Origin of the sequence: Nonomuraea sp. NPDC049625 (genome assembly GCF_040675285.1) — a bacterium.
GTDB classification, from domain to species: domain Bacteria; phylum Actinomycetota; class Actinomycetes; order Streptosporangiales; family Streptosporangiaceae; genus Nonomuraea; species Nonomuraea angiospora_A.
In genome coordinates this window covers 30,759-53,114 of the sequence record NZ_JBFAOQ010000020.1, presented here as the reverse complement: position 1 = coordinate 53,114, position 22,356 = coordinate 30,759, and the positions used below count along the sequence as shown (strand labels likewise).

20 protein-coding genes are annotated in these 22,356 nt (G+C 70.2%); 3 read left to right on the top strand and 17 right to left on the bottom strand.

What is annotated here, in order from left to right; genetic code table 11:
- Nucleotides 1-52 precede the first annotated feature (52 nt).
- Nucleotides 53-1,177, top strand: a complete 1,125-nt coding sequence (locus tag AB0J87_RS53305) for an acyltransferase (protein WP_363981214.1) — start codon at nucleotides 53-55, stop codon at nucleotides 1,175-1,177.
- On the opposite strand, the gene AB0J87_RS53300 is transcribed toward AB0J87_RS53305, so the two are convergent.
- From AB0J87_RS53300 to AB0J87_RS53255, 10 genes are all read right to left on the bottom strand, one after another.
- Nucleotides 1,170-2,021 (bottom strand): hypothetical protein, encoded by an 852-nt coding sequence (locus AB0J87_RS53300; RefSeq protein WP_350733534.1) that lies wholly within the window; start codon nucleotides 2,019-2,021, stop codon nucleotides 1,170-1,172. The two genes, AB0J87_RS53305 and AB0J87_RS53300, sit on opposite strands and share 8 nt — an antisense overlap.
- Before the next feature lie 130 nt (nucleotides 2,022-2,151).
- Nucleotides 2,152-2,973 (bottom strand): hypothetical protein, encoded by an 822-nt coding sequence (locus tag AB0J87_RS53295; protein ID WP_363981211.1) that lies wholly within the window; start codon nucleotides 2,971-2,973, stop codon nucleotides 2,152-2,154.
- Between the two features lie 7 nt (nucleotides 2,974-2,980).
- Nucleotides 2,981-3,859, bottom strand: a complete 879-nt coding sequence (locus tag AB0J87_RS53290; RefSeq protein ID WP_363981208.1) for a glycosyltransferase family 2 protein — start codon at nucleotides 3,857-3,859, stop codon at nucleotides 2,981-2,983.
- A 15-nt stretch (nucleotides 3,860-3,874) separates the two neighbouring features.
- Nucleotides 3,875-5,350, bottom strand: a complete 1,476-nt coding sequence (locus AB0J87_RS53285) for an oligosaccharide flippase family protein (protein WP_363981205.1) — start codon at nucleotides 5,348-5,350, stop codon at nucleotides 3,875-3,877.
- A gap of 11 nt (nucleotides 5,351-5,361) precedes the next feature.
- Complete coding sequence (locus tag AB0J87_RS53280) at nucleotides 5,362-6,342, bottom strand: hypothetical protein (protein ID WP_350733527.1); 981 nt, start codon at nucleotides 6,340-6,342, stop codon at nucleotides 5,362-5,364.
- Complete coding sequence (locus AB0J87_RS53275; protein WP_363981202.1) at nucleotides 6,339-7,604, bottom strand: DUF4910 domain-containing protein; 1,266 nt, start codon at nucleotides 7,602-7,604, stop codon at nucleotides 6,339-6,341. The genes AB0J87_RS53280 and AB0J87_RS53275 overlap by 4 nt, the downstream gene beginning before the upstream one ends.
- Complete coding sequence (locus tag AB0J87_RS53270; RefSeq protein WP_363981199.1) at nucleotides 7,601-8,617, bottom strand: SDR family oxidoreductase; 1,017 nt, start codon at nucleotides 8,615-8,617, stop codon at nucleotides 7,601-7,603. Before AB0J87_RS53270 ends, AB0J87_RS53275 begins: the two co-directional genes overlap by 4 nt.
- Entirely contained in the window at nucleotides 8,617-9,264 is a 648-nt protein-coding gene (locus tag AB0J87_RS53265) for a PIG-L deacetylase family protein (RefSeq protein ID WP_350733522.1), read from the bottom strand. The genes AB0J87_RS53270 and AB0J87_RS53265 overlap by 1 nt, the downstream gene beginning before the upstream one ends.
- Entirely contained in the window at nucleotides 9,261-10,040 is a 780-nt protein-coding gene (locus AB0J87_RS53260; protein ID WP_355206657.1) for a sugar phosphate nucleotidyltransferase, read from the bottom strand. Before AB0J87_RS53260 ends, AB0J87_RS53265 begins: the two co-directional genes overlap by 4 nt.
- Entirely contained in the window at nucleotides 10,037-11,341 is a 1,305-nt protein-coding gene (locus AB0J87_RS53255; protein ID WP_363981195.1) for a class I SAM-dependent methyltransferase, read from the bottom strand. The genes AB0J87_RS53260 and AB0J87_RS53255 overlap by 4 nt, the downstream gene beginning before the upstream one ends.
- Here AB0J87_RS53255 and rfbC point away from each other — a divergent pair.
- Nucleotides 11,340-11,897: a dTDP-4-dehydrorhamnose 3,5-epimerase gene (rfbC, locus tag AB0J87_RS53250; protein WP_350733516.1), complete on the top strand. Its 558-nt coding sequence runs from the start codon at nucleotides 11,340-11,342 to the stop codon at nucleotides 11,895-11,897. The two genes, AB0J87_RS53255 and rfbC, sit on opposite strands and share 2 nt — an antisense overlap.
- Nucleotides 11,801-12,721 carry a glycosyltransferase gene (locus tag AB0J87_RS53245; protein WP_363981192.1) on the top strand — a complete coding sequence of 307 codons (921 nt, stop codon included), beginning with the start codon at nucleotides 11,801-11,803 and terminating at the stop codon, nucleotides 12,719-12,721. The genes rfbC and AB0J87_RS53245 overlap by 97 nt, the downstream gene beginning before the upstream one ends.
- On the opposite strand, the gene AB0J87_RS53240 is transcribed toward AB0J87_RS53245, so the two are convergent.
- The 7 genes from AB0J87_RS53240 to AB0J87_RS53210 all read right to left on the bottom strand — a co-directional run bounded on the left by AB0J87_RS53240 (nucleotide 12,718) and on the right by AB0J87_RS53210 (nucleotide 22,354).
- Entirely contained in the window at nucleotides 12,718-16,530 is a 3,813-nt protein-coding gene (locus tag AB0J87_RS53240; protein WP_363981189.1) for a LamG-like jellyroll fold domain-containing protein, read from the bottom strand. The two genes, AB0J87_RS53245 and AB0J87_RS53240, sit on opposite strands and share 4 nt — an antisense overlap.
- 68 nt (nucleotides 16,531-16,598) lie before the next feature.
- On the bottom strand, nucleotides 16,599-17,714 hold the full coding sequence (locus AB0J87_RS53235) for a hypothetical protein (protein WP_363981186.1): 1,116 nt from the start codon (nucleotides 17,712-17,714) through the stop codon (nucleotides 16,599-16,601).
- Entirely contained in the window at nucleotides 17,711-18,490 is a 780-nt protein-coding gene (locus tag AB0J87_RS53230) for a WecB/TagA/CpsF family glycosyltransferase (protein WP_363981183.1), read from the bottom strand. Before AB0J87_RS53230 ends, AB0J87_RS53235 begins: the two co-directional genes overlap by 4 nt.
- Before the next feature lie 52 nt (nucleotides 18,491-18,542).
- The gene (locus AB0J87_RS53225) at nucleotides 18,543-19,502 is read right to left on the bottom strand and encodes an endonuclease/exonuclease/phosphatase family protein (RefSeq protein ID WP_363981180.1); all 960 of its coding nucleotides are present in this window, start codon (nucleotides 19,500-19,502) and stop codon (nucleotides 18,543-18,545) included.
- Nucleotides 19,487-20,338, bottom strand: coding sequence for a dTDP-4-dehydrorhamnose reductase (rfbD, locus tag AB0J87_RS53220; RefSeq protein WP_363981177.1), 852 nt, complete (start codon nucleotides 20,336-20,338; stop codon nucleotides 19,487-19,489). The genes AB0J87_RS53225 and rfbD overlap by 16 nt, the downstream gene beginning before the upstream one ends.
- Before the next feature lie 25 nt (nucleotides 20,339-20,363).
- Nucleotides 20,364-21,290, bottom strand: coding sequence for a dTDP-glucose 4,6-dehydratase (gene rfbB, locus AB0J87_RS53215; protein ID WP_363981174.1), 927 nt, complete (start codon nucleotides 21,288-21,290; stop codon nucleotides 20,364-20,366).
- Nucleotides 21,287-22,354, bottom strand: coding sequence for a glucose-1-phosphate thymidylyltransferase (locus AB0J87_RS53210; RefSeq protein WP_350733503.1), 1,068 nt, complete (start codon nucleotides 22,352-22,354; stop codon nucleotides 21,287-21,289). Before AB0J87_RS53210 ends, rfbB begins: the two co-directional genes overlap by 4 nt.
- Between the last annotated feature and the right edge of the window lie 2 nt (nucleotides 22,355-22,356).

Here is a 22,356-nt window from a genome sequence, read left to right as displayed (position 1 = left end):
CGTAGTCGCAGCGATAGACCTACCGACTACGGCGACGGGGGCTTCGGTGGGGATGACGGTAGAGCGTCCGGCGACGCGGCGCAGGCTGACCGGGCTCGACGGCTTACGGGGGCTGGCGGCGTTGTTCGTCGTCCTTCACCATTGCTGGCTCCTGTCCTTCCCCGGGTTCCCGGTCAACGACGCGCCCTGGTGGACGGGATGGCTGCTCTACGGCCACTTCGCGGTCGTGGTGTTCATCGTCCTGTCCGGCTTCTCGCTGGCGATCTCGCCCGCCCGGTCCGGCTGGCAGCTGGGCGGCATCCCCACGTTCCTCAACCGCCGCGCCTGGCGCATCCTGCCGCCCTACTGGGCGGCGCTGGCGTTCAGCCTGGTGATCGCGTGGACGGTCATCCCGCAGCCCGGGCAGCAGACGCCCACCGGGCAGTCGGCCCTCATCTACGGGCTCCTTCTGCAGGACGTCTTCGGCTCCCCCAGCCCCAACGGGGCCCTGTGGTCGATCGCCGTCGAGGCGCAGCTCTACCTGGTGTTCCCGCTGATGCTGCTGGTCCTGCGCAAGATGGGCGCGGCGGTGATGCTCGGCGCGGTGACCCTGATCGTCGTGGCGGTGGGGGCGCTGGCGCCCTCCGTGCCGGCCGTGGACCTGCTGATGCGGCTGACGCCGCAGTTCGCCGTGCTGTTCGCCGTGGGCGCGGTCTGCGCCGGCGTGGTGCGCGCGCAGGAGCGTACGGAGCGCTTGCCCTGGCACTGGTTCGCGGCGGCTGCCGCGGTCCCGGTGCTCCTGCTGATCGTGGTCGCCGGGCCGGTCTGGGTGGTCGCGAACTTCTTCTGGGTGGATCTGGCGGTCGGCCCGGCCGCCGGGTTGTTGCTGACGGGTGTGGCGACGGGCAGGCCGGTCTGGCTCGTACGGCTGCTCGACACGCGTCCGCTCCGGCGGCTGGGCTCCTCCTCCTACAGCCTCTACCTGATCCACTCACCGCTCGTCGTCATGATCAACCGGCTGGTCGTCGCCCCGCACGTGCCACCGGGCATGCCGACCTTTCTCCTCACGCTCGCCCTGGCAGTGCCGGTGAGCGTGGGGACGGCGTGGTTGTTCGCCTCGGTCTTCGAGTTGCCCTTCCAACGGCACCGGAGCTGGAGGGGCCTGCGCGACGCCGTACGCGCGCGGTTCGTCAGGTGAGCTTGGCCAGCGCCTCGGCCTCGGCCTCGTACTCCGCCGCGAGCTCCTCCGGGATGCGCGTCAGGTCGTCGGCCCGGTAGAAGTCGCGCAGGGTGGTGCCGCGGCAGGTGGCGTCCACGTTGGGCGCCGCCGCGCGGGAGCGGACGTCGTCGATGTGGACGGTGCGGAAGTCGATGCTGAACCGGGTCCTGCCGGAGGTGTTGGTGACGGTCGAGTGCAGGTGCGCCCCGGAGAAGAGCAGCATGCCGCCCGGCTCCGGCACCAGCCGGAGCTCGGTTTCGAGGTCGAGCGCCTCCTCCGGCTTGGGCTGCTCCCGCGTGTCGCTGTGGATGTGCTGGGCGGCCGTGGGCCGGCTGACGGCGGTCCACTCCGCGTAGTCGTAGCGGCCGCTGCCGTTGCGCACGGGGCGGTCGAAGTACTGCGGGTGCAGCGCGAAGACGTTCTCCGGGACCACCTCGTAGATCGGGATCCACCAGTTGACCTGGCAGAACGGCGCGGCGTACCAGCAGTCGCGATGAGCGTGGTAGGCGTAGGAGATGCCGGAGTCGAGGTAGTGATCGGCGGTGGAGGTGCGCAGCCTCGGCACGTCGAAGTAGGTCTTGTCCAGCGCCATGCCCAGCTCGTCGAGCAGGGTGACGAGGAGCTTCTTGCTGGTGGGGTGGTGGATGAAGCGCGGCTTGAGGTCCGCGAGCAGTGCCGCGAACTCCTCGACCGGCATCTCGTACTGGGCGGTCTGGGGGTCGCGGCCCTCGAACGCCTCCTCGATCAACTCGCGGGCGAACTCGATCAGCTTGGTCGAGGCAGGCGTCGCCGAGTAGAGGAAGAGGTCTCCCTGGAAGAGCATTTTGCGCCGGACATCATCGTTGATTCGGCTATTTGCCAATAAAACGGACATAGCGAGATTTTCCCCCTCGCGTGGTTCTTTTCCCTTCTCTCGCCTTAGCCCGCATCTTCGTTACAGGGGGTTGGAGGGGTTACAGAGGCAACTGCGTCTGCGTGTCCGGCCTGCCCACGTAGACCGAATAGTCCGGGTGGTCGAAGCGGTGCAGCGCCTGGATGTTGTCGTTCCAGGGGGCCGGAACCGGGCGCTTGTGCCGCAGCCCGTTGATCGGCGCCAGCTTCATCAGCTCGTTGTCCTCGTTGAACTCCCGGATCGCGCTGAGCTCGCCGACATACTCGTTGTGAATGATCTGGTCGTCGTCGCCGACGGTGTCGTCGAGGTAGCAGAACACGCGGGGCAGGAAGTACTTGTGGTCGCCCTCGAACAGCCGCAGCGCCGCCGCGGTCGAGGAGTAGAAGTCCACGTCGATGGAGACGAACCCGATCGGCGCCGGACGCTCGCCGTCCAGGAACTCGCCGACCGTGTCCTCGATGTTGCCCAGGATCAGGGTGGCCTCCCCCAGCCGGGCCCGCAGGGCGTCGACGTCCATGACGAAGTCGCCTTCGCGCCAGATGTAGGGCAGGTCCCGGAAGTCGGTGGGCTTGGGCAGTCCGGCGCCCGTGTCGAAGCCGTAGACGTCGATCTTCACGCCCGACGCGGCCGACGCCAGCGCCGCCATGCGGTTGAGCTCCACCATGCCCGCGCCGCCCGCGACGCCGAACTCGACCACGCTGATCCGGCCGACGCCGAGGCGCCTGGCCAGCTCGGCCGCCTGCTGCACGCCGTAGGCGTAGTGCGGCCTCGGGTAGAGGTCGAGCGAGCAGCGCAGCTCGTACGAGCCGAACGGCAGGCGCCGCATGGCGGCCAGCAGGATCCGGCCCGGCTGCATGAGCAGCCGCACGATGCGAATCAACACGAGCAGATCACCCTTTCGAGGAGACGAGTCGGGCGGCCAACCCGGCGAGTTTGCGGCTGCGGTGCGTCAGCATCTGGTGCTGCCGGCGATAGTAGGTACGCAGCAGCACGGCGTGGGCGCGGTTGCGTTGCTCCGTGGACAGCTCCATGAGCCGCACGGCTCGGTACATCGCCCGGAACTGCAGCGTGGTGGCGAAATGCGCGGTCCAGGCCGGCACCCCGAGCGCCGCGGCGATCCCGGGCAGGCGCCGCTCGCGCAGGTTGCGGTGGGCGAGCGTCTCCGGCACGTGACCCCAGGGCGCGGTCAGCGCGAGCATGGTGGCGTAGACCTCGTCCTCGCGGATCATCAGCGGCCGGGGCACGGCGGCCACCTGCTCGCGCCGCATCAGGCCGTAGAGGGGGTCGAGTCCGTGGTGCTGGGTGGTGACGACGTCCCACAGCTCGTCCAGGCGGTCGATGGGGTCGTCGGAGAGCATCCGGGTGCCGCGGTAGCGGGGCTGGTGGACCGTCCCGTCCGCCCCGGTGTAGCTGACGTCCGAGGTGACCAGGATGAGCCGCTCATCGGCCAGGAACGGCTCCAGGCTCCGGGAGACGTAGCCCGGTTCGAGCAGGTCGTCGTCGCCCATCCAGCGGAAGAACTCTCCCCGCGCCCGCCGCAGCACCTCCACGAAGTTCCCGACCACGTGCAGGTCACGCGGCTGCCGGTAGTAGGCGATGCGGCTGTCCTGCCTCGCCAGCTCGCGGCAGAGCTCCTCCGTGCCGTCGGTGGAGGCGTTGTCCGAGATCACCACCTCGATCTCGGCGTGGTCCTGGGCGAGCGCCGAGCGTACGGCCGCCTCCAGGCGGTCCGCACCGTTGCGGACCGGGATTCCGATGGACACCAGCATCGCTTCTCCTCGAGGTCATCGCGCGCGGGCGGGAAGCAGCCGCACCAGGCGATCGCTCACAATGTGGAACTGGTCGCGGGTCACCACGACCAGCACGTAGGCCAGCAGGCCGCCGCCGCCCGCCACGATGAGCTGGACCAGGGGGCTCCCCTGGGTCAGCATCGCGAGGCCCAGCATGACGGCCGCGCACACCAGCGCTCCCGCCGCCGGGCGGGCGAGTCCCGGCAGGGCCGGGGCGAGCCGTACCCCGGCCCGCTGCACGGCGAGCACGGCGAGCGGAAGCGCGACGAGCACGGCGGCGGCCGCCTGCCCGATCGCGGCGCCGCGGATGCCGTCGAGATGCGTGCCGACGATGACCGCCGGGATCATCGCCGCCGCGTGCCCGAGGTTCATCCAGACCGTCGAGCGGGTGGCGCCCTGCCCGTTCAGGATGTCGAGGGCGAAGGAGGTGAGCATGCGCACCACCATCAGGACCGCCAGGAACCGCAGCACGCCGGCGGCCAGCTCCCACTTCGGGCCGTAGATGAAGATGATCAGCGGGTGCGCGAGCAGCGCCATGAAGACGGCCAGCGGCAGCACCATGGCGATGAGCAGCGGCACGGTTCGCTGCACGCCGAGCGACAGGGACTCCTCGTCGCGCTCGGCCAGCCGGGAGAAGCCGGCGATCGACACCATGCGGATGGCGCTGCCGATGATGCCGGGCACCCAGCTCGACACGTTGAAGGCCATCAGGTAGAAGCCCAGCCACGCGTCGCCCATGATGTTGCCGACGATGATGTAGCCCACGTTGAGCAGCATGATCTCCAGCGCGATCCCCGCCGCCGAGGGGATGCCGAACCGCAGCAGCTTGGCCGCGATCTGCCGGTCGAACCCGAACCGGTAGGGCAGGCGCGCGTAGAGCAGCATGAAGACGCCGGTGACCACGGCACCCGCGAGCTGTCCCCAGGCGAAGCTGTACGCGCCCGCCCCGTTGACCGCCAGGATGATCGCCACCGGCGCGTTGACCAGGAAGCCGGCGAGGACGGCCTTGGCGTTCTTGCCCGTGCGGAACCAGCGCAACAGGGCCGCGCTGCGCACCGCGGTGACCGCCTCGACGAGGATGACCGCGGTGAGGATGCGCACCACGGACGTGGCCTCCGCGCTGCCCGCCAGCGCCGAGAAGTACGGCGCGCCGACCCAGAAGATCCCGTACAGACCCAGTGCGGAGATCATGGTCAGGGTCGTCGCCGTGGGCGCGATGTCCTCCAGCCGCCCGCGCCACTGCACGACGGCCGACATCACGCCGACGTCCTTGACCACCATGACGAACTGGGTGGCCGCGAGCGCGACGGCGTAGACGCCGAAGTCCGCCGGCGCGAGGAGTCTGGCCAGAATCAGGCCGAGGATGAACGAGCCCGCGCGGGTGACCAGTGTGCCGAGAAAGCTCCACACGGCCCCTCGGCCCGCCTTGCGCCCGATGTCGCTGATGTCCGGGCCCGATTGGTCTGCCATGCCGGCCTTCCCTAGCTAGGCTCGCTGATCCGCTCCAGCCAGATCTCCCGCCAGAACGGGACGAACGCGCGGGGGCAGTTGGACTTGTAGACGCCGTCGCAGATGATTCCTTCGAGCGCGATGCAGGGGTTCTTCATCTCCAGCATCTCGCCCGTCTTCTCGTCGATGCAGCGCTCGACGCGGGCGCTCACGCGGGCGACGCGGCCGCACGAACGCGCCATGTCCTCCTCGAAGCCCAGCCCGCGGTTGAACCCCTTGGCGTTCAGCGTGGCGATGATCTCGTCCCTGGACTTGATCCGCACCAGCTCACCCGGCTGGAGGTCGGTCGTTCCCGTCGGCGTGGGGCCGGCGTGCGGGCCCGGCCGTACGAAGCCCCAGGCCAGGCCGCCCTTGATGCGCAACCACTTCGGGAACTTCCTGGACAGGCGCTGGTAGCGGTTGAACATCCCGAAGAAGAGCGTGCGCAGGGTCGGTCCGACCCCGGCGTTGCCCACCTGGATGTCGGTGACGTACTGGCTCATGTCCCGGAACGGGAGCCGTTCAGGGGCGGCGCGCAGCAGTTCCGTGGCCTGGCAGCGGAAGCGCTCCTCGCCCTCCGGCCCCGGCTCCCTCCGGGTGTTGACCTCGAGGATCGGCAGCAGCGGCCGCTCGGGGCGGACGGCCGGCTCCGAGGTGGGCGGCCCGTCCACCCGCTTGAGCCAGGCGGTCTTCCAGTAGAGCAGGCAGGCCGTCTGGCAGCCGCCGTGGGCCGACCCGTCGCAGCGGGAGCCCGTCAGATGGACGGCGTCCTCCATGCGCCGCATCCCGGTCCTGGTCATCGTGTCGCAGAGCTTGTTGGCCACCTTGTGAACGGTGAGCCGCTGCCCGCAGAATCGCAGCATCTCCGGCATGAAAGGGAGGCTGTCCAGCTCCCCCTTGTCATCGAGCGTGGCGAGGATCTCTTCCGCACTGAGGACCTCGACCACGTCGCCGACTTTCAGCGCCAGGTTCAACCCATCCACTCCTTCACCAGGCCCGCGTTCTGCAGGGCATGTGCCGCGTCCGCTATTGCCTGGAACGGCAGGTTCGACCGTTCCGCGATGTCCAGGAGACTGTTCAGCCCGTCGGAAAGGCTCAACACCCACAACATCGCCATCTGCGCTTGTTTCGTGTCACTGCGCCCGCCGAGTGATCCGTACAGGCCCCGGGCGCCCAGCTGGGGCTCGCCGTACGGGCTGAGATTCTGGTAGCGGCGGTTGCCCTCCAGAACCCGCACGGCCGTCCACAGCGTCTCAAGGGTGTCCTCCATCGCCTCGGGGCGCACGAAGTCCGGATTGTCGGCCGAGGTGTGATATTCCGGGTATCCGCCGTACTGCGTCCTGGTCAACGAGCCGACGGCGAGGTTGAACCCCGGCGAGCAGTACTGCCGCTCGTCGTAGCCGTACGGGGAGAAGTCCAGGACGGTGTGCGGCCGGCCCTTCAGCACGTGTGCGAAGACCTGGTCGATCTCGGCGTCGCCGCGCCTGCTGCGCTTGTAGGTGATCGTGCCGCTGTCCCCCGCGCAGGCCAGGGTCACGCCGTGCCTGATCCGGTCGGTGCGCTCCCGGTTCAGGGCGAGCCACGTGATCGCGCCGATGGTGCCGGGCGCGAAGATGAACCGGTAGGTGTACCAGGGGTCGGACAGCCGCTGCGCCAGGGCGACGGCCACCGCCACGCCGGCCAGGTTGTCGTTGGCCAGCGAGGGATGGCAGACGTGGCAGGAGATCAGCACCTCCTGGGAGCTGCTGCCGGGGACCACGTACTCGCCGTAGGTCAGGTACCCGTCGGCCAGCGTGGAGTCGATCCTGACCTCGTACGGGCCGTCGGCCATCCCGTCCAGGGTGTTCTGGCTCAGGCAGAAGCCCCAGGTCTCGGCGTAGTAGCTGGTCCGGTACGGGATCAGGTCCGGCTGTTCGGGCAGGGTGTGCAGGTGCCGGCGCAGCTCCTCCAGGGACATCGTGGCCTCGACCGGCACGCTGTATCCCACGACGTGCAGGTTGGAGTCCTGGAAGTCGACCACCCTGTTCCCCGCGGCGTCCTTGATGGAGGCGTCGCGGATGTTCCACTCCCGGGGGATCGTCCAGTCGAGGACCTTGGTCCCGGTCGGCACCTGGGTGATCTCCAGCGGGATCGACTCGCCGATGATCTCCAGGGTCTGCCGCAGCCCGTCGCCGGTGATGCTCCGGCACAGCGGGTAGAGCCGCCGTACCAGGGCGTGCATTTCCGCCCCGGTCATGGGCGCAGGGTGTCGTCGACGGTGCCGGCCTCGCGCCGGTCGGCGAGCCGGGCCAGCCGGGTGAAGCGGCGCTCGAAGTCCTGCTTCGTCAGACCGTGCTCGCGATAGGCGTCGATCAGCTCCACCGCGCCCGCCTTGACCGTCCAGCGCGCCTCGTAGCCCAGCTCGGCCCTGATCCGGGAGAAGTCGACGCGGTAGGAGCGCGGATCGGATCCCGTCTCGCCGGTGATGCTGAGCGTCGATCCGGGCACCGCGGCGACGACCTCGGCCGCGATCTCGGCGACGGTCACGTTGTTGACCTCGGTGCCGACGTTGAAGGCCGTCGTGTGCACGGCTTCGCGGGGCGCGACGAGAGCCGCCGCGAAGGCCTCGGCGATGTCCCTGGCGTGGACCAGCGGGCGCCAGGGCGTGCCGTCGGACAGCACCCGGACCTCGCCGGTCAGGTGCGCGTGGCCCACCAGGTTGTTCAGCACGATGTCGGCGCGCAGCCTCGGGGAGAACCCGAAGGCGGTGGCGTTGCGCAGGAACACCGGCGTGAAGTCGTCGTCGGCCAGCGTGACCAGGTCGTCCTCGACCCGCACCTTGGACTCGGCGTACGGCGTCACCGGCCGCAGCGGCGCGTTCTCGTCCAGCAGCTCCTCGCCGCCGGACGCGCCGTAGACCGAGCAGGTGGAGGCGTACAGGAAGCGGCGCACGCCCGCCTCCTTGGCCAGCCTGGCCAGCCGGACCGAGGCGTGGTGGTTGATGTCGTAGGTCAGGTCGGGCGCGAGCGCGCCGAGCGGGTCGTTGGACAGCGCGGCCAGATGGATCACCGCGTCGAATCCCGCCACGTGTTCGGGACCCGCGTCACGCAGGTCCACCGTGTGCGCCTCGACCTGCACGGGCGCGGGGCCGAGCAGGCAGTCGGCGAACAGGCCGGAGTCCAGGCCGACCACCTCGTGCCCGGCCTCGGCCAGCATGGGGGCCATCACGGTGCCCAGGTAGCCCTGGTGACCGGTGAGAAGTACCCGCATCAGTTCTCCAGATCGACGGTGAGCTTGGAAACGTGGAACGCCTCGGCATAGCGCGCGTGGCACTCGATGCCGCGGATGCGGGCCAGGCCCAGGAACGCCTCGCGGTCGTACCAGGGCCGATGCCGCTGGGAGGCGTAGTGGCGCTGGAGCAGATCGACCTTCAGCTCCGCCACCTCCTCCGTCAGCGGCTGGAAAACGGCGGGCGCGGCGAGGTCGCCGTCCCATTTGACGATCTCGTAGCCGAGCGTCAGGTGGTCGCGGAAGGCCGTGGGCACCAGCTTGGCCAGCCCGCGGTGGTCCTGGTGGGCGTCGCCCCGCCAGGGTGCGAAGATCAGGCCGGGGTCGGTACGGGCGCGCAGCTCCTCCACCGCGGCCTTGGCCTCCTCCCACCTGGCCGGCAGGTAGCCGTCGGGCAGCTTCAGCACGGTGACGCGTAGCTCGGCGCCCGGGCAGAAGTCCGCCAGCGCCGCGCGCTCCTCGTCCTCGCGCTCGGTGCCGCCGCCGGACAGCACCAGCGCGTCCACGCGGATGCCGGGGCGGGCGGCGCAGACCGTCAGCAGGCTGCCGCCCGCCCCGATCGCCAGGTCGTCACAGTGCGCGGCGAGCGCCACGATGCCGTCGAGCCGCCCCGCGCGCAGACCGATCACCGGGACCGTTCCCAAAGGGCCCACGGGCGCTCGCCCCGGGAGTAGGCCTCGTCCAGCTCCATGCGCTGGTTCACGGTGTCGGTCGGCCGCCAGTAGCCGCGGTGCGGGTAGGCCAGCAGGCGTCCGCGCTTGGCCAGCTCCACGCAGCCGTCGGCGACCAGGTCGCCGTTCTCCGGGATGTGCTCGAAGACCTCCTGGGTCAGCACGAAATAGCCGCCGTTGACCCACACCGGCATCTCGCTGACCGGCGAGATGCCGCCGATCAGGCCGTTCTCGCCCACGTCCACGCAGTGGAAGGTCTGGGACGGCGGCACGACCATCATCGAGGCGGCCGCGCCCGACTCGGTGAAGCGGTCGATGATGTCGGGCAGCGGCGCGTCGGTGAGCACGTCCGCGTAGTTCGCGAGGAACATCTCGTCGCCGTCCAGGTGGTGACGGACGCGGCGCAGCCGTTCGCCGATCGGGGAGTTGGTTCCGGTCTGCACGAACGAGATGGACCAGTCGGAGATGTCGCTCGACAGCAGCTCGACCTTGCCGCCGCGTAAGACGAAGTCGTTGGACGTGGCTTCCTGGTAGCCGAGGAAGAAGTCCTTGATGTGGTGGGCGCCGTAGCCCAGGCACAGGATGAACTCCTTGTGCCCGAAGTGCGCGTAGTAACGCATGACGTGCCAGAGCAGCGGCCGCGGGCCGACGAGCGCCATCGGCTTGGGCACCTCGCCCGGCACACCCGTACGCATGCGTGTGCCGAAGCCTCCACAGAACAGGACAACCTTCACACGACCTCCAGGTGTGGGATCGGGAAGACCAGACGGCCTCCCCATTCGTGCACATAGGAGAGCTGAGCGGTGAGCTCTTCGCGCAGGTTCCACGGCAGGACCAGCACATAGTCCGGGCGATCTTGAGCGATGCGCTCCGGAGCGGCGATGGGGATCCGGGTGCCCGGAGTGAATCTGCCGTGCTTGTAGGGGTTGCGGTCAACCGTGTAGGCCAGCAGGTCCTGACGGATGCCGCAGTGGTTGAGGAGCGTGTTGCCCTTTCCCGGCGCGCCGTAACCGACGACCGTCTTGCCTTCCTCCGCGGCGTCGATCAGGAAGCGGAGCAGGTCGCGGCGGACGCGTGCGACCCGGTCGGCGAACCCGGCGTAGCCGGACAGATCGTGAAGTCCGGCCGCCTTCTCCCGCGCGAGCACGTCGAGCACCCGATCGGACGGGCTCCCCGACGGCCGGGCCCACAGCCGGATGGATCCGCCGTGGGTGGGCAGCAGCTCGACGTCCACCAGCGTCAGCCCGCCGGAGGCCAGCGCCCGCTGCGCGGAGGCGACCGTGTAGTACTGGAAGTGCTCGTGGTAGATCGTGTCGTACTGGTTCAGCTCCATGAGCGTGAGCAGGTGCTGGACCTCGATCGACACCCACCCGTCGTCGGCCACCAGAGCCCGCAGGCCTTCGGTGAAGCCGACCACGTCGGGGATGTGCGCGTAGACGTTGTTGGCCACGACCAGGTCGGCCGGCCCGTGCTCGGCCCGCACCGCGGCGCCCGTCTCCGGCGTGAGGAACGCGGTGAGCGTGGGCACGCCCTTGTCCTTGGCCGCCTGTCCCACGTTGGCCGACGGCTCGATGCCCAGGCACCTGATGCCACGCTCGACGACGTGCTGCAACAGGTATCCGTCGTTGCTGGCCACCTCGGCCACGAACGACGGCTTCAAACGTTCCACAGCGGAGTCGACGAACTGCCGTGCGTGTTCCACCCATGAGGCGGAATAAGACGCGAAGTAGGCGTATTCGGTGAAAGTTTCTTCCGGTGTGATCAGCGGCGGTATCTGCGCCAGCCAGCAACTGGTGCAGACCCGCAGGTGAAGTGGATAAGTGAGCTCGGGCTCGTCGAGCTGTTCCGCGGTGAGGAAGAGCTCACAGGGCGGAGTCGCCCCGAGATCCACCACACCGACCAGGTCGGCCGAGCCACACAGCCGGCACGATGTCCTCAACAATGGGCCCCACCCGAAAATGACAAGATTTCCCCCTATGGCAAACCCACAGCCGTACTTCGGGTGGGCGCCAAGGAGTGTTACAAGTATCTTCATGAAGCACCTGAGCATCAGTGGAGCATTTGTCTACACCCCCCGCATCCACAGCGATCCGCGGGGCGACTTCCTGGAAAGTTTCCGCGCCGCCGACCTGCGGGAGGCGCTGGGGCAATCGATGGACCTCGCGCAGGTGAACTGTTCGGTCTCCAGACGCGGCGTGCTGCGCGGCGTCCACTTCGCCGACGTCCCCCCGGGCCAGGCCAAATACGTCATGTGCGTCTCGGGCGAGGTGCTCGACGTCGTCGTGGACGTGCGCGTCGGCTCGCCCACCTTCGGCCGGTGGGAGGCGGTGCGGCTGAACGACGTGTCGCGCTGCGGGATCTACCTCTCCGAGGGCCTGGGGCACGCCTTCATGGCGCTCAGCGAGTCGGCCACCGTCCTCTACCTCTGCTCCACGACGTACGACCCGGCGCGCGAGCACGGCGTCCACCCGCTGGACCCGGATCTCGGCATCGAATGGCCGCTCGACGGGGAGCCGATCCTCTCGGCCAAGGACGGCGCGGCGCCCACGCTCAAGCAGGCTCAGGAAGCGGGGATACTCCCATCGTGGTAAGTGTCGTGATACCGGCCCACAACGAGGCCAAGGTGATTGGCCGCTTGCTGGACGGCCTGCTCCGGGAGGCCGTGCCCGGCGAGTTCGACGTCGTGGTGGTGGCCAACGGCTGCACCGACGGCACGGTGGCCGCGGCGCAGCCGTACGACGTCCGCGTCGTGACCACGCCGGTCCCCTCCAAGCGCGAGGCGCTGCGGCTGGGCGACGAGGCGGCACGCGGATATCCCCGGCTGTACGTGGACGCCGACATCGAGCTGAGCACCGCCTCCGTCCGCGCGCTGGCCGATGTGCTGGCCGCGCCGGACGGGCCGCTCGCCGCCGCGCCCGAGCGGGAGCTGGCGCTGGCCGATCGCCCGTGGCCGATCCGGGCCTACTACGCGATCTGGACGCGGCTGCCGCACGTGCGCGCCGGGCTGTTCGGCCGCGGCGTCATCGCGGTGAACGACGAGGGCAACGCGCGGATCCGTGCGCTGCCGCCGGCGATGGCCGACGATCTGGCCGCCTCGCTGGCGTTCACGCCGGACGAGCGCGTGATCGTGGCCGGCGCGCGTGCGGTGATCCAGACTCCGCGTACCGTCGCCGACCTGATGCGCCGACGGGTGCGGGCCACGACCAGCGTGAGCGAGCTGGAGCAGGCCTCGGCCACGGCCGGGGAACGCACGGGCATGCGGGATCTGCTGGCCATCGTGGCCGGAGACCCGCGCCTGGTGGGCGCGGCGGTCGTCTTCGTCATGGTGGCGGTGCTGGCCAGGCGGAGAGCCGCCCGCGCGATCCGCGCGGGCGACTACACCACCTGGCTGCGTGACGAGAGCAGCCGGGACTAACCGACCGGCGTGTTCATGTCGGTGGTGATCTCGGCCGCGGTGAGTGCCTTGTTGTAGACGCGGACCTCGTCGATGAGGCCGCTGAAGTACTCACCCGAACCGCTGTTGCCACCGATCCGCAACGGACTCGTCCCGGTACGCAGGTTGCCACCGGTCGGATTGGTGGCGACCTGCGTGCCGTTCACGAACATCCGCAACGTCGACCCGTCATACGTCGCCGCCACATGACTCCAGGTGTTCAACGGCAGGTTGCTCGCCGCCGGAGCATTGGCCCCCGACGACGTGTAGATGAACGCCCCGGGCCCGCTGCTCCCGCTGCCCATGATCGCGTAGGCCAGATCGCTGCCGAACTCCTTCATCAGCACCGTCCGCCACCCCGAGACGCTGTCCGGCCGTACCCATGCCTCCAGGGTCATCCCGCCGGTCAGCCGCAACGACGTGGAATCGGCCACCGTCACCCAGCTCGACGTGCCGTTGAACGACAGCGCCTGGCCGTACTTGCCGGCCGACCAGGTGGCCGCGGTGGCCGTGCCGTTGTTGCCGTTGCCGGAGGCGTCGGCGACGGCGGTGCCGTTGCCCGCGTTCATCCCGTAGGCGGCCACCAGCCCGCTGACCGTGGGCGGCTGGGTCACGACGGCCGACGCCTCGTTGGACGACGGGCTGGTGTTGCTGGACCCGTCGAAGGCCACGACGCGGTAGTAGTACGTGCCCGCCGCGACACCCGAGTCGGTGAACGAGGTGCTCGCGGTCGAGCCCACCTGGTTGGCGCCGGACGGGGTGAACCCGGCGGTGGCGGACCTGTGGACGGTGTACCCGGTCACCCCCACGTTGTCGGTCGAGGCCGTCCAGGTCAGCTGGGCGCTGCCCGGACCGCCGGTCGCCGCCAGCGAGGCCGGTGCGGTGGGCGCCTGGGTGTCGGGCGGTCCCGGCTGGCCGACGGGGGTGTTCATGTCGGTGGTGATCTGTGCCGCGGTGAGCGCCTTGTTGTAGACGCGGACCTCGTCGATGAGGCCGCTGAAGTACTCACCCGAACCGCTGTTGCCACCGATCCGCAACGGACTCGTCCCGGTACGCAGGTTGCCGCCCGTCGGGTTCGTGGCCACCTGCGTGCCGTTCACGAACATCCGCAACGTCGACCCGTCATAGGTCGCCGCCACATGACTCCAGGTGTTCAACGGCAGGTTGCTCGCCGCCGGCGCGTTGGCCCCCGACGAGGTGTAGATGAACGCCGCCGGGCCGCTGCTCCCGCTGCCCATGATCGCGTACGCCAGATCGGCGCCGAACTCCTTCATCATCACCGTCCGCCACCCGGAGACGCTCGTGGGCCGTACCCACGCCTCCAACGTCATCCCGCCGGTCAGCCGCAGCGACGTGGAGTCGGCCACCGTCACCCAGCTCGACGTGCCGTTGAACGACAGCGCCTGGCCGTACTTGCCGGTCACGTTCCACGCGGTGTTCGCGGCCGTGCCGTTGTTGCCCTTGCCGGAGGCGTCGGCGACGGCCGTGCCGCCGCCCTCGTCCATCGCGTAGGCGGCCACCAGGCCGTCCGGCGCCTGTGACCGCTGGTAGGTCGCGGTGTAGGTCGCCGCGGTGGCGGGCGCGGTGAGGTTGTGGCTGACCGCGCCGCCGTCGGACCAGGAGGTGAACGTGTGGCTGAAGCCGTCGGCGCTCTGCGGCGAGGGCGCGGAGACCGAGTTGTGGGAGCCCACGATCACCGTCCGGGTGAAGGGGGCGACGGTCTGCTCGCTGTTGAAGCCGAGCTGCAGCCCGGTGGGCGCGGTCTGGAAGGTCAGGTTCACCGTCTTCGGCTGGAGGGTCACGCTCTTGGTGTCGGTGAGGCCGTGCGCGTCCGTCACGGTCAGCCTGAGCTCCAGATGAGCGGGGTATTCGTGGTCCGGAGCGGCGAAGGACCCGCTCGCGCCGGTGAACGTGGTGATCTCGTGCTCGTGGCAGGTGCCGGGGCAGTGATGCATGATCAGCTTCCAGGACATCCGCGACCCCGGGATCGTGCCGTCCTGGGCGTCCGTGCCGGTGCCGGAGAACGCGATCGTGTCCCCGACCGCCCAGGTGAGGGCGGCCGACGGGGAGTTGATGGTCGCGGTCGGCGCCGTGTTGCCCACGTTGACCGTGACGGTGGCGTCCCCCAGGCCGCCGCGCCCGTCGTCGGCGCGCAGCTTCACCACGTAGGAGCCCGGCTGGGTGTAGGTGAAGGACGGGGCGGCCGAGGTGGAGTCGTCGAAGTCGCCGTCGCCGTCCAGGTCCCACCGGAAGGTGAGCGGGTCGCCGTCGGCGTCCGCGGATCCGGCGGAGGTGAAGTTCACCGCGAGCGGCGCGTTGCCCGACGTGGCGCTCGCGCCGATGACCGCGGTCGGCGGGGTGTTGTTGTAGAGGTAGCGGATGATCTGCCCGTTGGTGAAGTCGACCGCGAAGAGGTCGCCGCCGGGGCCGGTCTGCAGCTCCACGGCGGGCATGCCCGAGTCGAACGTGGTGATGGTGGCCGGGTCGGGCAGGCCGTTGGCCCCCTTCGTCATGACCCAGACGCACGATCGGCTGTAGTCGGAGAAGAACATCGCGCCGTCGTAGGTGTCGGGGTAGGGGCCGCCGTTGTAGAAGGCCACGCCGCTGGAGGAGGAGCCGCCGGACGGGCACGGGTCGTTCGGCGCGGGCCTGGAGCCGTGGTTCCAGGAGAAGTACGGCTGGGCGTGCGCCGCGGCGCCTTCCGCGTAGAGGTTCTCGCAGAGGGTCAGGTTGAGGTTGTCGTAGCCGCCCTGCCTGGCGGCGCCCTCGTAGCAGGGCCAGCCGAAGTTCTTCACCGGGCCGGTGGGGTCGGCGATCCGGTTGATCTCCTCCCACGTGTTCCAGCCGACTTCACCGGCCCAGACCTCGCCGGTGCCCGGCCGGATGGTGAAACGGAACGGGTTGCGCTGGCCGTAGGCGATGATCCTGGCCACGTTGGGGTCGCTGCTGCCGGCGTTCGGGTTGCCGGGGGCGGCCGCGCCGGTGTTCGGGTCGATCCTGATGACGGTGCCGTTGAGTGCCGCGGGGTCGCCGCCGGTGCGCGGGTCCTGCGAGCGCAGCGCGCCGCCCTCGGCGGCCGGTGGGGTGAGCGCCGTGCCGACCGGCGACGGCGGGTCGCCGCACGGGTTGTCCGGGGTGACGTCGGAGCTGGTCAGGTTGTCCTGGCCGTAGTCGGCGAAGTTGAAGCTGGCACCATCGCCGCCACTGGCGTAGAGCATGCCGTCGGGGCCGAACTTGAGGTCGCCGACGGAGTGGCTGGGGTGCTGCTGGCACCAGTCGGTGATCAGCGGGGTCTCGGCGACCGAGCCTCCCGAGGGCGCCAGCGAGGATAAGCGCCCGGTGATGAGGCAGCCGTCGCCGGTGGCGCCCGGCGGGGTCGGGCAGGGGTCGGCGCTCACGCCCGCCGTTCCCCAGCGCGGCGCGGTGCCGCCGGGCACCGCGTCGTAGGCGTACAGGACGTAGATGCGCGGGTCGGCCGGGAAGTTCGGGTGCAGGGCCATGCCGAGCAGCCCGCGGTCCCAGAAGTTGTGCACCTGCGTGCGCAGGTCGGCGTAGATCGCCGGCGTGGTGTCGGTGATCGAGTCGAAGACCTTGATCAGGCCGCTCTTCTCGGCGACGAACACCCGGCCGTCCGAGGCGAACTCGATGTTGGTCGGGTTGGTCAGTCCGCTGAAGACGACCTGTCTCTGGAAGCTGCCCGGCAGCGCCTGCGCCGCGGACGGCGCGATGAGCGTCAGGCCGGTGGTGAGTAGCAGGACGGAAAGGAGCGCATGGCGAAGCCGCCTCAACACGAGAACCCCCTTGAGCCGAAACTCCCCCGAGCCCTGAACTCGATCTATCGCACCGAATCAGGCGGAAGTCACGAGGGCTGTCCACAAGTGGACAGCCACGCATAAAGCAGCCACCCCAGTTCGTACGGCCGGCACTCCCGATCGACGGCGACCGGCGGATAGATCCGGTCCAGCACGCCGAGGCGCATCCCCTGATGCACCCCCGTCGCCACGGCCCGCACCCCGCGCACCAGTTTGCGGGGATCCGCCCTGGCCTCCTTGCGCCACGTCAGAGCGAGCTCCTCGAGCACGAAGGACGGCCGCTCGATCATCCAGTCGAGGCCCTTGGAGATCTCCGCCACGTAGGCGGTGCCCCCCGCGTCGGCCAGGTCGAGCAGTGCCATCGGCCCCATCGACAGCTGATGGACGCTGTAGACCGGATAGCCCTCGACCACCGACCCGGTACGGGCGTCGTAGTGCCACCACCACTCCCCCTGCGGGCCCTGCGCGTGGCAGATGCCCTCCGCCACCTGCTCGGCCGCGCGCAGCGCCTCGGCGTCGCCGGTGGCGGCGTGCAGCCTGGCCAGCGCCTGCAGCGGGTAGACCTGGTCGGCGAAGCAGCCGACGTGGGCGCGGTACCGGGGGACCAGCGCCCCCTTGCCGAGCGCGTGCGGGTAGAGCCGGTTGCCCGCCAGCCCGGCCAGCAGCCGCTCACGGGCGCGCTCGGCCCGGCCGTCGGTCACGCCGGCCGCGACCAGGGCGGCCAGCGCCCACGCCGCCTCGACGGTGTAGATCGGGCCGCCCGCGTCCAGCTCCGCGAGCCGGCTCAGCGCCAGATCCAGATCGGTGTGCCCGGCCTCGGCGGCCGCCCAGCAGATCAGCGCGGCGTCGCCGGCCCCCGTCACCTCCGGCAGCCGTTTGATCAGGTTGCCCACCAGGTCGAGGAGGCTGTCACCGGCCAGGGCCGCCCGCTGCCGCTGCTCCGTCAGGGTCCCCACGCCGAGCGCGACGATCGCCGAGTAACGGATGCTGCGCCCTTCCGGCACCGCCGTCCACGTCCCGTCGTCGTTCTGGCGGCCCCGGCGGGTGAACACGAACTCGCCGTCGGCGTAGCCCGGCGGCAGCCCGCGCACGGACAGGTCCACCATGCCCATCACGAAGTCCTGGTGTCCGGAGCTCAGCAGAGCGATCCGGTGATCCGTCACGTCGTCTCCTCGATCCTGCGTTTGACACCGGCCCGCTCCCGGAGCACCAGGAGCAGGAATCTGCCGTTGGTCCGCACGTAGCGCGGACCGAGCCGCAACGGCTCCTGCAGCATGCGGTAGAGCCATTCCAGGCCCAGGCGCTGCCAGCGCACCGGCGCCCTGCGGGTGTGCCCGGCCAGCACGTCGAACGAGCCGCCCACGCCGTGGATGATCCGCGCCCGGGTGCTCTCGCCCCACTCGCGGATGAAGATCTCCTTCTTCGGCGAGGTGATGCCGAGGAACAGCAGGTCGGCATGGGATTCGGCGATCTCGGCGGCGACCTCGGCCGAGTCCTCCACCGGGAAATATCCGTTGCGCGAACCGGCGATGCCCAGCCCCGGATAGCGCAGCCGTACCTCTGCCAGCACCCGGGCCAGCACCTCGTCGGTCGCGCCCAGGAAATAGGCGCGGTAGCCGCGCCGGTGCCCCTCGGCCATCAGCTCCGTGAACAGGTCGATGCCCGCCACCCGCTCGGGAAGCCGGTGACCGAGCATCCGCGCCGCCCAGACCACCGCCTGCCCGTCGGCCAGCACGAGATCGCTGTCGACCACGGACTGCCGTAACGCGGCGTCCGTACGCATGTTGACCACCTTGGCGGCGTTCACCACGCCGATGGTGAGCCTCCTGTTCTCCGAGACCGCCGCCACGCACCGCGCGATCACCTGACGCATGGTGAGGGCGTCCAGTGTGGTGCCGAGTATGGTCTTCCTGGAGGCCTGCTCCGGCAACCTCGTCATCCATCCCCCTGGGTGTCCATGACATATCGGTTCCGGCTCCGGAAACGTGACATCACGGGAGGACCAGCTCGGTGAGCGTCGCGCGATGGTCCGTCCGGGGCATCCGCAGGGTCTGAAAGCTCCGGATCGCGATCCGGGGGTCGGCCAGCACATGATCGATGGCCACCTTCGGGAACAACCGCGGCTGCTGGTAATAGGGCCAGGTCATGGCCAGCCCCTTGCCGGTGACGTCGGCGGCGTCCCGGTAGCCGGTGGCGATCAGGTCGCGCAGCACCGCGTGGTCCAGGGTGGAGTTGAAGTCCCCGGCCAGCACCCGCAGGCGTCCTCCGGCGGGTGGCAGCGCCCGGATGCTCGACGCCCAGCACGCCGTACGCCAGCCTTCGGAGGGCGCGCACGCGTGGACCGCGACGAGGTCCACCTCCCGCCCGCCCGGCAGGGTGACGACGGCGGGAAGGTGGCGCGGGCTCTCCACGAAGGCGGGGGCCGCGATCGGCGCGTCCCCCGGCCGCAGCGGGTAACGCGAGTAGATCGCCGCTCCCTGGGAGTCCTCCCCCGGCAGGACGATCTTGTACGGCAGCAGCCGCCCCAGCCCGAGCTCCTCCACCCGTTGCCGCATCAGGTCGGTGAACTCCAGCAGGTGCAGCACGTCCGGCCGCTCGCGCTCGACCGCGTCGACCAGGTCGGGCGGCAGCACGGAAGAGTGCAGCAGGTTGACGGCCATCACCCGCAGCACCGGGCCGCCGGCGGGCGGGTTGCCCTCCGGGATCGCGCGCGGCAGCACGATGACCGCGAAGGCGACGGTCACGACGAGCGCGGCCGCCAGCAGCGCCCCGGAGCGTAAGAAGACCGCGAACCCCAGCGGCACCAGCGCGAGCACGGCCGCGTACGGCGTGAACGACACGAGCTGGGACCAGACGAACTTCGGCTCCCATCCGCACAGGCGCAGGCCCGCCCACCCGGCGAGGCCCGCGACCATGAGCCACAGCATCGAGTCCCTCAGACGACGCTGCACCGGCGTCCACGCATCAGCACCGGCCAGGCCGCGTGCAGCGCCGCCTGCCAGTGCCGGATCGGCTCCCCCCGGGCGTGCGCGAGCACGCTGTAGGCCGGCCGCTTGGCCGGGCGGGGGAAGGCCTCGCTGGTCACCGGGCGCACGCGGTCCGGGTCGGCGCCGAGCAGGCTGAAGATCTCCTTGGCGAACCCGCACCAGGTGGTCTCGCCCGCGCTGGTGCCGTGGTAGACGCCCGGCGGCAGGTCCGACCGGGCCAGCCGGACGAGATAGTCCGCCAGGTCGGCCGCCCAGGTCGGCTGGCCGTGCTGGTCGTCGACCACGTCGACCGTGGGCCGCTCGGCCGCCAGCCGGATCATGGTCGACACGAAGTTCGCGCCGCCCGCGCCGTAGAGCCAGGCGCTGCGCACCACGTAGTGCCCGTGCTCCAGCGCCGCGTACTCCCCGGCGAGCTTGGTCCGCCCGTACGCGTTGATCGGCCCCGTCGGCGCGTCCTCCGCGTACGGCACCACGCCGTCCCCGTCGAAGACGTAGTCGGTGGAGACGTGCACCAGCCGCGCCCCCGCCAGGTCGCAGGCCTCGGCCAGCCAGCGCACGGCATGCCCGTTGACCGCCAGCGCCTCCGCCTCGCTTGCCTCGGCGTCGTCCACCGCGGTCCAGCCGGCGCAGTTGATCACGACTCTCGGCCGGTAGGCGGACACGAAGTCACGCACCGCGCGCCTGTCGCGCAGGTCCAGCTCGGCCCGCCCGAGCGCGAGCACCGGCTCCCCCGTCAATGCCGCCCTGTCCAGGACGTCGGCGGCGAGCATGCCGCCGGCGCCCGTGATGAGCCACCTCATGCCGCCTCCCGGCGCAACCGATCGATCACGAGGTCCACCGGTCCCGGTGCTCGGCGTACCAGCGGACGGTGTCCTTCAGCCCCTGCTCGAACGGGATCTCCGGCCGGTAGCCGAGCGCCCGCAGCTTCGCGTCGTCCATCGAGTACCTGCGGTCGTGGCCCTTGCGGTCCTCGACGTACTCGACCGCGTCCCAGCCCCTGCCGCAGGCCTGGAGCAGGCGGCCGGTCAGCTCCTTGTTCGTCAGCTCGGCCGTGCCCGCGATGTTGTAGACCTCGCCCGGCTCCCCCTTCTCGGCGACCAGCCGGATGCCGGCGCAGTGGTCCGCGACGTGGATCCAGTCGCGGACGTTGCCGCCGTCGCCGTACAGGGGGACCTTCCGGCCGCGCATCAGGTTCGTCAGGAACAGCGGGATGAGCTTCTCCGGGTACTGTCCCGGCCCGTAGTTGTTGCCGCACCTGGTGATCGAGACGTTCATGCCGTAGGTGATCGCGTAGGCCCGGGCGATCAGGTCGCCGGCGGCCTTCGAGGCCGCGTACGGCGAGCGCGGGCGCAGCGGCGCGTCCTCGTCCCACGAGCCGATGTCGATCGACCCGTACACCTCGTCGGTCGACACCTGGACCATCTTCGGCACCCCGGCCTCCAGGCACGCCTGGAGGAGGGTCTGGGTGCCCAGCGCGTTGGTGCGCATGAACTCGGCCGCGCCCTCGATCGAACGGTCCACGTGCGACTCGGCCGCGAAGTTCACCACGAGGTCGTGGCCGGGGACGACGCTCCTGAGCAGCTCGGCGTCGCAGATGTCCCCGTGCACGAACTCGTGCCGCACTCCCTCAAGGTTGGCCCGGTTGCCGGCATACGTGAGCTTGTCCAGCACCGTGACGTACATATCGTGCAGATTGCGGACGAAGTGCGAGCCGATGAAGCCCGCACCGCCCGTCACCAGGATCCGGGTCATGAACTGATCTGTACCTTGCTGTGATCGCCCAGCACGAGACGGTGGGCTCTGGGCGTGTTGGGCGCGGGGGTGACCTCGACGTCGTGGCCGATCAGCGACGACTCGATGCGGCCGACCCCGGCGATGGAGGCCCTGGGCAGCACGATCGAATACTCGATCTCGCTGCCGGTGACGGCGCAGTCGGCGCCGATGGAGGTGAAGGGGCCGACGTAGCTGTCACGGATCCGCGCGCCGTGGCCGATGATCACCGGGCCGACGATCCTGGACCGCTCGACCACGGCCCCCTCCGCGACGACCACCCGGCCCACCAGCTCGCTGGCGTCGTCCACCTGCCCGCGTACGCTGGGCTCGACCGACTCCAGGACCAGCCGGTTGACCTCCAGCATGTCGGTGACGTTGCCGGTGTCCTTCCAGTAGCCGGAGATCACCGAGGACTCGACGCGCAGGCCCGCCTCGATCAGCCACTGGATCGCGTCGGTGATCTCCAGCTCGCCCCGCCACGACGGCTTGAGCTCGGCCACCGCCTCGTGGACGGCCGGGCTGAACAGGTAGACGCCGACCAGCGCCAGGTCGCTCTTGGGGCGGGCGGGCTTCTCCTCCAGGCCGACCACCCGGCCGGAGGCGTCGAGCTCGGCCACCCCGAACTGGCGCGGGTCGCCGACCCTGGTGAGCATGATCTGGGCGGCGGGCCGCTCGCGGGCGAACCTGTCCACCAGGTCGTTGATGCCGCCCACCACGAAGTTGTCGCCCAGGTACATGACGAAGTCCTCGTCGCCCAGGAACTCCCTGGCGATCAGCACGCCGTGCGCGAGCCCGAGCGGGGCCTCCTGCCGCAGGTACGTGACCTGCAGCCCGAAGGCCGAGCCGTCCCCCACGGCGGACTCGATCTCCGCGTGGGTGTCGCCGACCACCAGGCCGAGCTCCCTGATCCCCGCCGCCGCGATCGCCTCCAGCCCGTAGAAGAGGACCGGCTTGTTCGCGACCGGCACCAACTGCTTGGCCGAAGTGTGCGTGATGGGCCGGAGCCGTGTGCCCGACCCCCCGGCGAGCACGAGTGCTTTCACCG

Coding starts and splice junctions, on each gene's coding strand:
- AB0J87_RS53305 (WP_363981214.1), top strand. CDS start 53: ATGACGGTAGAGCGTCCGGCGACGCGGCGCAGGCTGACCGGGCTCGAC.
- AB0J87_RS53300 (WP_350733534.1), bottom strand. CDS start 2,021: ATGCTCTTCCAGGGAGACCTCTTCCTCTACTCGGCGACGCCTGCCTCG.
- AB0J87_RS53290 (WP_363981208.1), bottom strand. CDS start 3,859: ATGCTGGTGTCCATCGGAATCCCGGTCCGCAACGGTGCGGACCGCCTG.
- AB0J87_RS53285 (WP_363981205.1), bottom strand. CDS start 5,350: ATGGCAGACCAATCGGGCCCGGACATCAGCGACATCGGGCGCAAGGCG.
- AB0J87_RS53275 (WP_363981202.1), bottom strand. CDS start 7,604: ATGACCGGGGCGGAAATGCACGCCCTGGTACGGCGGCTCTACCCGCTG.
- AB0J87_RS53270 (WP_363981199.1), bottom strand. CDS start 8,617: ATGCGGGTACTTCTCACCGGTCACCAGGGCTACCTGGGCACCGTGATG.
- rfbC (WP_350733516.1), top strand. CDS start 11,340: ATGAAGCACCTGAGCATCAGTGGAGCATTTGTCTACACCCCCCGCATC.
- AB0J87_RS53255 (WP_363981195.1), bottom strand. CDS start 11,341: ATGAAGATACTTGTAACACTCCTTGGCGCCCACCCGAAGTACGGCTGT.
- AB0J87_RS53245 (WP_363981192.1), top strand. CDS start 11,801: ATGGCCGCTCGACGGGGAGCCGATCCTCTCGGCCAAGGACGGCGCGGC.
- AB0J87_RS53230 (WP_363981183.1), bottom strand. CDS start 18,490: ATGACGAGGTTGCCGGAGCAGGCCTCCAGGAAGACCATACTCGGCACC.
- rfbD (WP_363981177.1), bottom strand. CDS start 20,338: ATGAGGTGGCTCATCACGGGCGCCGGCGGCATGCTCGCCGCCGACGTC.
- rfbB (WP_363981174.1), bottom strand. CDS start 21,290: ATGACCCGGATCCTGGTGACGGGCGGTGCGGGCTTCATCGGCTCGCAC.